This window comes from Mycobacterium kyorinense, assembly GCF_002101735.1.
GTDB lineage: Bacteria > Actinomycetota > Actinomycetes > Mycobacteriales > Mycobacteriaceae > Mycobacterium > Mycobacterium kyorinense.
Genome location: NZ_LQPE01000147.1, coordinates 1 through 12,191, shown reverse-complemented (window position 1 = coordinate 12,191; position 12,191 = coordinate 1). Strand labels below are relative to the sequence as shown.

The window sequence follows — 12,191 nt, the reverse complement described above, 5'->3', positions numbered from 1 at the left end:
GCGTGCTGTAAAGTATCTCGGCTTCGGGTCGCTGAGCTGCAACGACTCGGCATCGGCGACCGTTACCCGGGCACTGCGCCTGCGCAGTTTGCGCTCGCCAGGATTGGCGGAGGCGCCGCAGCCGATGGCAGGATGTCCGGTGGGCGTTTCCGGGTCGGGGATCACCTCCCACTGTCATGTGGCAAGACCAGGCGTCCGCAAGCCCTTAAGGAGTGTTCATGACGACGACTGCGACGTTGCGCCACAGGCTCTTTGGCGTACTGACCGCCACCGCGCTGGGCGGCGCTGCCATTGTCGCGTCGGCTGTGCCGTCGGCGGTCGGTGCGTCCGATCCCTGCGCGGCGAGCGAGATGGCGCGCACGGTCGGCTCGGTGGCGAAGTCTGCAGGTGACTACCTGGACTCGCACCCGGAGACCAACCAGGCGATGACCAACGTCATGCAGCAGCCTGCCGGACCGCAGTCGGTCAACTCGCTGAAGTCGTACTTCGACGCCAATCCCAAGGCCGCCAGCGACCTGCAGACCATTTCGCAGCCACTGACCGCGCTGTCGACCAAGTGCAAGTTGCCGATCAGCCTTCCGCAGATGCTGGGACTGATGCAGGGAGCGCAGAACGGGCTGCCCGGTGGTGGTGCGGCTCCGGCGTTGCCGGTGGCGGGTCCCGTCGGCACTCCTCCGAGCGGCGGCGCCCCCGCGGCACCGGCCGGCCCGGCTGCACCCGTCGTCGTCAGGTAGCGGCCCGGCCCCCGGGTTCGGGGTCCGGTGGCGGCACTGGGCCTTGTAGCGCGCCGTCGCCCGGATCGGCCGGCGGGATCTGGTCCGCCGAATCCTGCTCGGTGTCCGGGTCGATCTCGTTTTCGGTGCGGAACATGAAGAAGAACACCACCCAGCCGACCGCGGCGATCAACAACCAGCTGATCACCCGGTAGATCAGCATCGCCGAGATGGCATCGGGCAGCGACATGCCGCTGGAGACCAGACCGGGCACCAGCACCGCCTCCACGACCAGCAGCCCGCCCGGCATCAGCGGGATCGTGCCGACCGCGCGCGCCGCCGCGTAGGCAACGGTCAGCCCGGCCACCGACGCATTTCCGCCGGCGGCGTACGCGGCGAAGCCGAGGCAAGCCACGTCGGCGATCCAGTTGAACAGCGACCAGCCGAACGCCACCGACAGGTCGCGGCGGCCCAGGCTGACCGACTCCAGCTGGTCGAGGGTTTGGCGCCACCTGTCGATGCCCGTGGTGGCCGGCTTGCCGCGCACCGAGTTGACCCAGGACAGCACCCGCAGACCGATGCCGTCGATCAGCTCCGGTCGTGACGCCACCGCTTGGGCCAGCAACAACAGCGCGACAAAGCCGCCCAGCGTGAACAGCAACGAGAACGGGTTGTTCTTCGCGCCCAGAAAGAACGCGCCGCCCAGACCGAGCAGCGCCAGGCCCACCGCCTGCAGCACACCCGACATCACCAGCTGCCAGGACGCCACCACCGTCGACGCGCCCCAAATCCGTTGCTGCCGAAGCAGAAACGTCGCCGATAGCACAGGGCCGCCGGGCAGCGTGGTACTCAACGAGTTGGCGGCGTAGAAGGCGGCCTCCGAGCGCCACTGCTTGACGTCGACGCCCGCGGACCTCAGCAGGGTCCGCTGGATCTGGGCGAAACTGTGCATCGACGCGCCGGCCGCCAGCGCTGCTGCCAGCAGCCAGTACCACTTGGCCGAGTACAGGCTGTTGGCCGCCTTGGCCAGCTGGTCCCGCACCAACGCCACCTCGACCGCGAGCACGACGGCGACGATGCCCAGGATCACCCACCGAAGCCACCAGTATTTGCCGTGGACGGGCGCTTCCTGCTGACCGTCGACGTTGTGTGGCAACGCGTCGTGCGACACGTGGTTTAGGGTAGCCGCGCAGGTCGCGCCAGGATCGTTGCTTCGCGTCGCGCCGTGTCGGTGTCCGCGCCGATTACGCTTGACCGCATGCCGTCGATCGACGACTCGGTCGAACCCCTCGTCCGCAAGACCGCCGCCTGGGCGTGGCGGTTGCTGGTCATCCTGGCCGCCGTTGTCGCATTCCTCTGGGTGGTCAAGAAGCTCGAAATCATCGTCGTCCCGGTGCTGGTGGCGTTGATGCTCAGCGCGTTGCTGGTGCCCCTGGTGGACTGGCTGGACCGCCGCGGCGTGCCCCGCGGCGCCGCGGTGACCCTGGTGCTGCTGGCCGGCTTCGCGATTCTCGGCGGCATCCTGTCGTTCGTCATCAGCGAGTTCGTGATCGGGCTACCGGATTTGGTCGACCAGGTGACGCACAGCATCGACTCCACCCGCAAGTGGCTGATCGAAGGTCCGCTGCATCTGAGCCGCCAGCAGATCGACAACGCCGGCAACGCCGCGATCGAAGCGCTGCGCAACAATCAGGCGAAGTTGACCAGCGGCGCGCTGTCGACCGCGGCAACCATCACCGAGATCCTCACGGCCGCGCTGATGATGCTGTTCACGCTGATCTTCTTCCTCTACGGCGGGCGCAACATCTGGCAGTACGTCACCAAGATCTTCCCGGTCGCGGCGCGAGAGCGGGTCCGCGCCGCCGGCCGGGCCGGATACGGCTCGCTGATCGGCTACATCCGGGCCACCTTCCTGGTGGCGCTGGTCGATGCGGCCGGAGTCGGCACGGGCCTGGCGATCATGGCCGTTCCGTTGGCGCTGCCGCTGGCCTCGCTGGTGTTCCTCGGCGCGTTCATCCCGCTGGTCGGTGCCGTGATCAGCGGCATTTTGGCGATCGTGGTGGCCCTGCTCGCAAAGGGATTCGTCTACGCGCTGATCACGCTCGGGGTGCTGATCGGGGTCAACCAGCTAGAGGCGCACATTCTGCAGCCGCTGGTGATGGGCCGGGCGGTGTCGATCCACCCGCTGGCGGTCGTGCTGGCGATCTCGACCGGCGGAGTGCTCGCCGGTATCGTCGGCGCGCTGCTGGCCGTCCCGACGGTGGCTTTCCTCAACAACGCGTTCAAAGTGCTGTTGGCGGCCGAACCGTCCGCGGAGGCCGAAGCGCTGACCGAGGAAGGCGAGTCCGTCATGGAGGCAGAGCCGGACGATATCGAGGCCGAAGCGGCCGCAGAACCCAGTAGCTAAAACCGGCCTTCGCGGCGCAGCAGGTCCTGCGCACTCAGACCCCCGCCGCGACGCTGCCGCGTCCGCTCGGGGTCGGCGGCGTCGCGGGCCCGGGTGTTCAGTTTCTCCGTGGCCATGTCGGAGTCGTCGTCGTCCGACGGCGCCGTGGGGATGGCCGTGGTGGCTTCTTCCTCGTCGTCGTACGGCTGCGGCGGCGCAGGAGGCTCGGCGTTACCCGCACCACGTGAATCAGCCTGCCGCTCAGCGGGTTTGGGCCCACGCAGCTCGCTGAGCCAGGACTCGATTTCGCGGTCCTGCGCCGGCGTGCCCGACGGCTTGGGCCGGCGCTCGCCACCGGAGGGCTCCGGCGCGGCGTTCCTCGGGGCAGCGAAGCGCGTCGTCGCCGGCTCTTCCTCGGGCTCCGGCGGCGTCGGGGTCCGCATCCGGGTGGTGCCCGCCGCCGACGGCGTGTCGGAACGCGGTGGCCGGTACTCCGGCCGGGGGCGCGGACGGGCGGCGCCTTCCGCGGACGGGTGGGTGGGATCGTGCGGCGGTCGCGGTTTGGTGGCAACCGGACCACGCGGCGCGACGGCAACGTGCTCGGGCCGACGCTGCGCAGGCCGCTTGCGTTCGGGGGGCAGGTGGATCTCGCCAAGACCGAGCCGGGTCTGCAGCCGCTTCATCCAGCGCGGCGCCCACCAGCAGTCGTCGCCGAGCAGCTTCATCACCGACGGCACCAGGAACATCCGCACCACGGTGGCGTCCAGCAGCAGCGCCGCCATCAAGCCGAACGCCAGGTACTTCATCATCACCAGGTCGGAGAACACGAACGAGCCGGCGACCACGGCCAAGATCAGCGCCGCGGCGGTGATCAGGCGACCGGTGGTCGCGGTCCCGATCCGGATGGCCTCCGACGTGGACATCCCTGATTCGCGCGCCTCCACCATCCGCGAGACCAGGAACACTTCGTAGTCGGTGGCCAGGCCCCAGCCCACCGCGACCACCAGCGCGATGACCACCACCATCAGGGGCGTCGGGGTGAAGTTCAGCAACCCTGCACCGTGTCCGTCGACAAAGATCCAGGTCAGGATTCCCATCGTCGAACCGAGCGTCAACGCGCTCATCACCGCGGCCTTGATCGGCAGGACCACCGAGCCGAACGCCAGGAACATCAGCAGTGTGGTGGTGGTCAGCAGGATCACCAGCATCAGCGGCCCCTGAGCGGACAAAGCGTGGATGCTGTCCTGCTCGAGGGCCGGGGTTCCGCCGACCATCAGCTCCAGCCCCTTGGGCGGGGGGATCGCCCGCAGCTCTTTGATCTTCTGCGCGGCGTCGTTGCGGTTGATCAGACCGTTCTCGATCACCCGCACCGACTTGTCCTTCGACGCACCCGGCAGCACGGGGCGTTCCTTCCACATGTCGGCCGGGTTGTTGTCGGGCTCGACGAACCCGCTGATGGACATCGCCCTGTTGCGAATGTCGGCGACCTGCTGATCGGTGACGGGCTTGTGGTTGTCGGATTCGATGACCAGGGTCAGCTTCTCGGTGCGGAACCCGGGGAAGATCTTGTCGAATTGCTCCTGTGCCTGACGGCTGGGATTGTCCGGCGGCAGATATTTCTCGCTCATCCCGCCGAACGACAATTTCCCCAGCGGGATGATCAGCAGGATCATCGCGATCACGATCGGGACGGCGAACGCCAGCGGCCGCTTCATCACGACGTTGACCAGCTTGCCCCAGAATTCGCCCTCGACTTCCTCGCGTGTCTTGGTCTTCTGGGTCTTCTCGGCCAGGAAGTTCAACCACCAGTTCATCGGCTTCCAGCTACGGAAGAACGGCACCCGCAGCAGGGTTCGCACCCCGAGCGCGTCGACGTGGTGGCCCAGCACACCCAGGCAGGCCGGCAGCAGCGTGATCGACAGCAATGCCGCCAGCCCCACCGCCGCGAAGATGGCGTAGGTCAGCCCCTTGACGAAGCCTTGCGGCATCACCAGCAGGGCGGAGGCCGAGACGATGATCAGCACGGCGGAGAACACCACGGTACGACCGGCCGTCATCACACTGCGGCGCACCGCGGCCTCGGTGTCGTAGCCTTCGGCGATCTCCTCACGGAAGCGGCTCACCACGAACAGCCCGTAGTCGATGGCCAGACCCAAACCGATCAGCGAGATCACCGGCTGGGCGAAGAAGTTCACCGGCCCGAAGAGGGTGGCAAACCGCAGGATGCCCGTCGCTCCGGCGATGCTCAAGCCGCCGACCATGACGGGCAGCCCGGCGGCGATGACCCCGCCGAACACGAAGAACAGCACCACCGCCACCAGCGGCAGTGCCAGAACCTCCATTCGCCTCTGGTCGGTGGCGATGGTGCCGGTCAATGCGTCGGCGATCGGCTGCAAACCGGCCAGTTTGACCGTGCCGCCGTCGAGCTTTTGCAGGCTCGGCTGGACGGCCTGGTAGTTCTTCAGGATGGTGTCGTCGTCGTCGCCCTTGAGCTGAATGGACGCGAAGGCGTGCTGTTTGTCGGCGTCGGCCATGGTGCGCAGCGCCTCGGGGTTGGTGAAGTACCCCACCCAGCTGAGCACCTGGTCAGGGTGGTCGCTTTTGACCTTGTTGAGCCCGTCCTTGGTGCTGTCGAACCACTGCTTGTCGTCAACCGTCTTGCCTTTGGGCGCAGTGAAGACGGCGACGATGTGGCTGGTTCGGTCGCGGCCGTAGACCTGGTCGCCCAGGATCGACGCCTTCACCGACTGGCTGCCGTCGTCGTAGAACCCGCTTTGCGTGACGTGTTTGCCGAGGCTCATCCCGAAGATGCCGCTGCCAAGGCACAGCGCCACCATGACGCCGATTACGACGTACCGGTAGCGGTATACAGTTCGGCCCCACCAGGCGAACACGTAAGCTCCTTACTGGATCTGCTGAAAAATCTCAGTGACCCGCGGCATTCTTCTCCAGTTGTCACACACGCGAGGTCAGTAGCGACGACAGCGGCCGGAACGGCTGCAGCCACGCCCCCTGCTCAGGCAGCGAATCCAGTCCGATTCGCGGCAGCGGTTCCCGGAACACACCGTCGATGTCCTCCAGGTCGACGAACTCCAAGGTATCCGACGCTAACGCCCAACTCGCATGTTCGCGAAATCCGAGCACCTGGACCGGGACCCCGCCGCGCGAGATGTCTTCCAGCGGTTCACGGAAGGCTTGGCCGTCGGCGGAGGCCACCACCAGCGCCGCCAGCCCCTCCTGGCAGCGCAACGCGATGTGCTGCAGCATGTCGGTGTCGACGTCGCTGTCCTCGTCGATTTTCGGCTTGGCGAAGACGGCAAATCCCACGTTACGCAACGCATCCACCCATGGTCGAACTACTTCGGCGCTGCCGGGTGCGATGTTGGTGAACACGGTGGCCTCGGGTTCGCTCGACACGTCGTGGCGATCGGCGGCCACCTCGGCGGTGCGGGTCAAAAGCCAGCGGCCCAGCGCGTCGAACCGCGGCCGTTCCAGCGCCGTGGGCCGGCGGCCCAGGATGGAGCCGAGGCCCATGTCCAGGTTCGGCGCATCCCAGACCAGCAGCACCCGTCGGCCACCGGGGCCGGCGGGGTCGTCGCCGGACGGCTCCGCCAGCGCGGGCATCAGCGCGCCCGTTTCTTCGGTCAGGCTCATGGACTGGTTCTTTCCCAGAGCAATTCGGTGACGGCGCTGCCGGCGTGTTGTGCCTTGGACTCGTATTTGGTGGTCGGGCGGACGACCGAGATCGGCAGTGTCGGGTCGTCCGGATCGACTCGGCGCAACCGTGGCTCGGCGTCGCCGACCTCGGCGATCTGCGCGGCGTAGTCGGCGTGGTCGGTGGCGGTGTGCAGCACCCCGCCTGGGCGTAACCGGTCGGCGATCAGGGCCACGGTGGGCGGCTGCAGCAGCCGCCGCTTGTGGTGGCGGGCTTTGGGCCAGGGGTCGGGGAAGAACACCCGCACCCCGGTCAGGGTGCCCGACGGGATGAGGTGCTCGAGGACGTCGAGCGCATCCCCGCGGACCAGGCGGATGTTGCCGACGTTCTCCCGGTCGATGCCACTCAGCAGCTGCGCCAGCCCGCGCCGATAGACCTCGACGGCGATCACATCGACGTCCGGTTCGGACTGTGCCATTACGAGGGTGGAAGTGCCTGTGCCGCAACCGATCTCGAGAACCACCGGCGCCTCCCGGCCAAACCAGGCACCGATGTCCAGCGGATCGGCCGGCCCGTCGGCGCTGCGGGCCACGGTGCCCAGTTGCGGCCACAACCGGTCCCAGGTCCGCTGCTGGGCGGCCGAGAGGGCCGAACGCCGTGTCCGGAAGCTGGTCGTCCGGGGATAGCCGCCGGTGGGGCGGGGCTCCGCCACGCCGGTATCCGGGCGCGCCTGGACCCCGGACTGTGCGTGCATCCGTCCATCGTTACCCATATACCCATGGTGTAGCCGCATCGCGGTACAGATTGATACCCAACAGTTGCCTTCGACTGGTATCTGGTGATGGCTGGCTCGCGCCCCGGCGGGGCAGATGTCACGATGCGATGGGGAGCGGCGCTCGCCGGTTCAGCAGGCCAGTTCAGCGACAATGGGCAGGACATGAGCGGACAGCGGCACCGGGATTTCCTCGACGAGCTGGCGCGATATGCCGCCGACAGCGACGACGTCCGCTGGGCCGTGATTGCCGAGCGGCTCGCGGCGCCCTTGCGGGTCGCCGTGTCCGGGCGTCGCGGAGTGGGCTGCCGCACCGTCGCGCACGCTCTTGCCCAGGCGGGGGTGCCGGTGACGCCCGACGCCGATCTGCATCTCCAGGTGATCGCCGAGGTGGTCAAACCCGAGGACCGGGCCGCGATCGCGACAGCCCGACGGCCGGTCCTGGCGGTGCTGAACAAGGCCGACGTGGCCCGCGTACCGGTGGCCGGGCTGGGCGTGCCGATCGCGCCGATGGTGGGATTGCTGGCTGTGGCCGTACTCGACGACCTGCTGGACGACGCGCTGTGGGACGCGTTGCGGGTGCTTGCGACCCGGCCCGCCGACCTGAGCTCACCGGACAGCTTCGCGGCCGGGTTGCACCCGGTGCCGGTCGAGGTCCGCCGGCGGCTGGTCGACACCCTCGACCTGTTCGGCATCACTGCGTCGCTCGCCGCCATTCGCCGGGGCGCGTCGAAGGCCCAGGTGCGCGCCCGGTTGCGCCGGCTGAGCCGCATCGACGCCGTGCTGGCTCGGCTGGCGGCCGTCGGCGCCGAGGTGCACTATCGCCGGATGCTCGACGCCGTCGCCGAGCTGGAGGCCCTGGCCGTCACCGATTCCCGGGCCGCCGAGTTCCTGTCCCGCGACGCCACAGTAATCGCCCGGATGGCCGCCGCCGTCGACGTCGTCGAGGCAGCCGGGCTGGACGTCGACCGCTGCGACAGCCCCGCGGCTCACCTGCGGCGCGCCCTGCGCTGGCGGCACTACGGCCGCGGACCGGTGAGCGGCATCCATAACGCCTGCGGCGCCGACATCGCCAGGGGATCGCTGCGGCTCTGGTCGCACGCCGGGGGATCGCCATGACCGATCCGGTCGCCGACGTCGACGCAATGGTCGGCGCAATCGGTCCGCGGCTCAGTGCGCCCGTCATTCAGCGCCGCGACGCGGTGCTGGTGACCGGTCCGTGGCTCGCCGGAGTCAGCGGCGTCGTCAGCGTGCTGCGCCAACGGCTGCCCCAGCACACCTTCGTCGAAGCCGCGGACCTGGCGCCAGGGGAGGCGCCGAGCGTCGTGGTGTTCGTGGTTTCCGCGGCCGCGGTGCTGACCGAATCCGACGCGGCGCTGCTCGACGCAGCGGTCACCGACACCGACGCGGTGATCGGCGTGGTGTCCAAGATCGACGTACACCGCAACTGGCGCGACGTGCTGGCCGCCGACCGCGACACGCTGGCCGAGCACGCGCCCCGCTACGCCCCCGTGCGCTGGGTGGGAGCCGCCGCGGCGCCCGAACGGGGTGAACCGCGCGTCGACGACCTGATTGCCGCGGTCGAAGAGCAACTCGCCGACCCCGACCTTGCGCGGCGAAACCGGTTGCGGGCCTGGGAGTCCCGGCTGCAGACCATCGCGTGCCGGCATGACCGTGACGCCGAGGGCGCCGGCCGCCGGGCGCGGGTCGACGCGCTGCGCGAGCAACGCAACGCCGTGCTGCGCCAGCGGCGGCTGTCCAAATCCGAGCGTACGATCGCGCTGCGCAGCCAGGTCCAGCAGGCGCGGGTGCAGCTGTCCTACTTCGCCCGGAACCGCTGCGCCTCAGTGCGTTCGGAGTTGCAGGAGGATGCCGCCGGCCTGAGTCGGCGCAAACTGCGAGAGTTTGAGGCCTACGCCCGCGGTCGCGTCGGGCAGGTGGTGACCGAGGTGGACGAAGGCACCACCGCGCACCTGACCGACGTCGCGAAGGCGCTGGGCCTGGCGGTGGAGCCGCCCGCCGGCGAGCTGCCGCAGGTGGAGATCGGTGCGCCGCCGCTGAAGTCGAGGCGGCTGGAAACCAGGCTGATGATGCTGCTGGGCGCCGGCTTCGGGCTGGGCGTGGCGTTGACGCTGAGCCGGCTGCTGCTCGACCTGGCGCCTGGCCTGACCGCTGCCGGGATCGTCGCCTGTGTGGCGATCGGGCTGGCGGTCACCGTCTGGGTGGTCGGCACCCGCGGCCTGCTGGCCGATCGCGCGGTGCTCGACCGCTGGGTCGGCGAGGCGACCGGATCGTTGCGCGCGGCCGTCGAGCAGCTGGTGGCGACCCGGGTGCTGTCCGCCGAATCGGCGCTGAGCGCCGCGCTGGGCGACCAGGACGAAGCCGAGGGCGCACGAGTGGCCGACCAGGTGAGCGTCATCGACACCGAACTGCGTGAACATGCCGTCGCGGCGGCTCGGGCGGCGGCGTTGCGTGACCGGGAGATGCCGACGCTGCGGGCCGCACTCGACACCGTCCGCGCACAGCTCGGAGACGGCGCTTCGGGCGAAACCCCGGCCGCGGTGTCGACGACTGAGGCAGATGAGGCAATCTGAATCGTTCTTGTGAGTGAGCTGATACACGCCCGAGCCATTTTGGGTATACGGCCCGCGATAACCTGTGTTAAGGATCGCAAAGCCGTTTTGCAAACCTTCGCAGCCGTGACACGCACGAGTGAGAGTTCAGGAGATTTCGATGACCTCAGCGACCATCCCAGGTCTGGATACCGCGCCGACTAACCACCAGGGCTTGCTGTCCTGGGTGGCGGAGGTCGCCGAGCTCACCCAGCCGGACCGGGTGGTCTTCGCCGACGGCTCCGACGAGGAGTGGCAGCGCCTGGCCCAGCAGCTGGTCGAGGCGGGCACCTTCAAGAAGCTGAACGAGAAAAAGCACCCCAACTCGTACCTGGCGCTGTCCGACCCGTCCGACGTGGCGCGGGTGGAGTCCCGGACGTTCATCTGCTCGGAGCGCAAGGAAGACGCCGGTCCGACCAACAACTGGATGGACCCCGCGGAGATGCGGGAGACCATGACCGAGCTCTACCGCGGCTGCATGCGCGGCCGCACCATGTGGGTGGTGCCGTTCTGCATGGGTCCGCTGGGCGCCGACGACCCCAAGCTGGGCGTGGAGATCACCGACTCCGAGTACGTCGTCGTCTCGATGAAGGTGATGACCCGGATGGGCAAGGCCGCCCTGGAGAAGATGGGCGACGACGGCTTCTTCGTCAAGTGCCTGCACTCGGTCGGGGCGCCGCTGGAGCCCGGCCAAAAGGACGTGCCGTGGCCGTGCAACGACACCAAGTACATCACCCACTTCCCGGAGACCCGCGAAATCTGGAGCTACGGCTCGGGTTACGGCGGCAACGCGCTGCTGGGCAAGAAGTGCTACTCATTGCGGATCGCCTCGGCGATGGCCCGCGACGAGGGCTGGCTGGCCGAGCACATGCTGATCCTCAAGCTGATCTCACCGGAAAATAAGGCCTACTACTTCGCTGCGGCGTTCCCGTCGGCCTGCGGCAAGACCAACCTGGCGATGATCCAGCCGACCATCCCGGGCTGGCGCGCCGAGACTCTCGGCGACGACATCGCCTGGATGCGGTTCGGCAAGGACGGCCGGCTGTATGCGGTCAACCCGGAGTTCGGCTTCTTCGGTGTTGCGCCGGGCACCAACTGGAAGTCCAACCCGAACGCGATGCGCACCATCGCCGCCGGCAACACCGTCTTCACCAACGTCGCGCTCACCGACGACGGTGACGTGTGGTGGGAGGGCCTGGAGGGCGAGCCGGATCACCTGATCGACTGGAAGGGCAACGACTGGGTCATCCGCGAGACGGAAACCAAAGCGGCGCACCCGAACTCGCGGTACTGCACGCCGATGTCGCAGTGCCCGATCCTGGCGCCGGAGTGGGACGACCCGCAGGGTGTGCCGATTTCGGGCATCCTGTTCGGCGCCCGCCGCAAGACCACGGTGCCGCTGGTGACCGAGGCCCGCGACTGGCAGCACGGTGTGTTCATGGGCGCCACGATGGGCAGCGAGCAGACCGCCGCCGCCGAAGGCAAGGTCGGCACCGTGCGGCGTGACCCGATGGCTATGCTGCCGTTCCTGGGCTACCACGTGGGCGACTACTTCCAGCACTGGCTCGACCTCGGCAAGAACTCCGACGAGTCCAAGCTGCCGAAGGTGTTCTTCGTCAACTGGTTCCGCCGCGGCGACGACGGCAAGTTCCTGTGGCCGGGCTTCGGCGAGAACAGCCGGGTGCTGAAGTGGATCGTCGACCGCATCGAACACAAGGCCGGCGGAAAAGACACCCCGATCGGCATCGTGCCCACCGCCGACGACCTCGAGCTCGACGGGCTGGATGTCGAGCGCGCCGACGTGGAGCGCGCGCTGGAGGTCAAGGCCGACGAATGGCGGCAGGAGCTGCCGATGATCGAGGAGTGGTTCGAGTTCGTCGGCGAGAAGCTGCCCACCGGCGTCAAGGACGAATTCGAAGCCCTCAAACAGCGCCTGAGCTAGTCACCTTCCTCTTGCCGCGAGCCCTCTGACCCTTCCGGGGGCCGCCTCGCAGGCGTGAAAATGGGGTCGGGTCGCCCGCCACGCCGGTCACTCTATGGGACTTTGGAACCC

General features: G+C 68.4%; 9 protein-coding genes. 5 read left to right on the top strand and 4 right to left on the bottom strand.

Annotated elements, in window-relative coordinates; genetic code table 11:
• Positions 1-218: 218 nt before the first annotated feature.
• Positions 219-734 carry a hemophore gene (locus tag AWC14_RS19900; RefSeq protein WP_045383002.1) on the top strand — a complete coding sequence of 172 codons (516 nt, stop codon included), beginning with the start codon at positions 219-221 and terminating at the stop codon, positions 732-734.
• Here AWC14_RS19900 and AWC14_RS19895 read toward each other — a convergent pair.
• Positions 727-1,884: a lysylphosphatidylglycerol synthase transmembrane domain-containing protein gene (locus tag AWC14_RS19895; protein ID WP_045382970.1), complete on the bottom strand. Its 1,158-nt coding sequence runs from the start codon at positions 1,882-1,884 to the stop codon at positions 727-729. The genes AWC14_RS19900 and AWC14_RS19895 overlap by 8 nt on opposite strands.
• A gap of 87 nt (positions 1,885-1,971) precedes the next feature.
• On the opposite strand from AWC14_RS19895, the gene AWC14_RS19890 reads away from it, so the two are divergent.
• A complete protein-coding gene (locus tag AWC14_RS19890; RefSeq protein WP_045383000.1) occupies positions 1,972-3,120 on the top strand; it encodes an AI-2E family transporter in 1,149 nt (382 codons plus the stop codon).
• Here the strand turns inward: AWC14_RS19890 and mmpL3 are convergent.
• The 3 genes from mmpL3 to trmB form a co-directional block, all read right to left on the bottom strand.
• On the bottom strand, positions 3,117-5,993 hold the full coding sequence (mmpL3, locus tag AWC14_RS19885; RefSeq protein ID WP_045382968.1) for a trehalose monomycolate exporter MmpL3: 2,877 nt from the start codon (positions 5,991-5,993) through the stop codon (positions 3,117-3,119). The two genes, AWC14_RS19890 and mmpL3, sit on opposite strands and share 4 nt — an antisense overlap.
• Positions 5,994-6,054: 61 nt before the next feature.
• Positions 6,055-6,753 carry an NYN domain-containing protein gene (locus tag AWC14_RS19880; protein ID WP_045382966.1) on the bottom strand — a complete coding sequence of 233 codons (699 nt, stop codon included), beginning with the start codon at positions 6,751-6,753 and terminating at the stop codon, positions 6,055-6,057.
• The gene (gene trmB / locus AWC14_RS19875) at positions 6,750-7,547 is read right to left on the bottom strand and encodes a tRNA (guanosine(46)-N7)-methyltransferase TrmB (RefSeq protein WP_428838990.1); all 798 of its coding nucleotides are present in this window, start codon (positions 7,545-7,547) and stop codon (positions 6,750-6,752) included. Before trmB ends, AWC14_RS19880 begins: the two co-directional genes overlap by 4 nt.
• A gap of 144 nt (positions 7,548-7,691) precedes the next feature.
• Here trmB and AWC14_RS19870 point away from each other — a divergent pair, with 144 nt between their 5' ends.
• The 3 genes from AWC14_RS19870 (at position 7,692) to AWC14_RS19860 (ending at position 12,080) form a co-directional block, all read left to right on the top strand.
• Complete coding sequence (locus AWC14_RS19870) at positions 7,692-8,645, top strand: hypothetical protein (protein ID WP_045382962.1); 954 nt, start codon at positions 7,692-7,694, stop codon at positions 8,643-8,645.
• Positions 8,642-10,120 (top strand): hypothetical protein, encoded by a 1,479-nt coding sequence (locus tag AWC14_RS19865; RefSeq protein ID WP_052425665.1) that lies wholly within the window; start codon positions 8,642-8,644, stop codon positions 10,118-10,120. The genes AWC14_RS19870 and AWC14_RS19865 overlap by 4 nt, the downstream gene beginning before the upstream one ends.
• A gap of 139 nt (positions 10,121-10,259) precedes the next feature.
• Positions 10,260-12,080, top strand: a complete 1,821-nt coding sequence (locus tag AWC14_RS19860) for a phosphoenolpyruvate carboxykinase (GTP) (protein ID WP_045382958.1) — start codon at positions 10,260-10,262, stop codon at positions 12,078-12,080.
• The last annotated feature ends 111 nt before the right edge of the window (positions 12,081-12,191 follow it).

Bases quoted from the DNA above. Each gene is read 5' to 3' on its own strand.
- AWC14_RS19880 (WP_045382966.1), bottom strand. From the start codon at position 6,753: ATGAGCCTGACCGAAGAAACGGGCGCGCTGATGCCCGCGCTGGCGGAG.
- AWC14_RS19860 (WP_045382958.1), top strand. From the start codon at position 10,260: ATGACCTCAGCGACCATCCCAGGTCTGGATACCGCGCCGACTAACCAC.
- trmB (WP_428838990.1), bottom strand. From the start codon at position 7,547: ATGCGGCTACACCATGGGTATATGGGTAACGATGGACGGATGCACGCA.
- AWC14_RS19865 (WP_052425665.1), top strand. From the start codon at position 8,642: ATGACCGATCCGGTCGCCGACGTCGACGCAATGGTCGGCGCAATCGGT.
- AWC14_RS19900 (WP_045383002.1), top strand. From the start codon at position 219: ATGACGACGACTGCGACGTTGCGCCACAGGCTCTTTGGCGTACTGACC.
- AWC14_RS19870 (WP_045382962.1), top strand. From the start codon at position 7,692: ATGAGCGGACAGCGGCACCGGGATTTCCTCGACGAGCTGGCGCGATAT.
- AWC14_RS19890 (WP_045383000.1), top strand. From the start codon at position 1,972: ATGCCGTCGATCGACGACTCGGTCGAACCCCTCGTCCGCAAGACCGCC.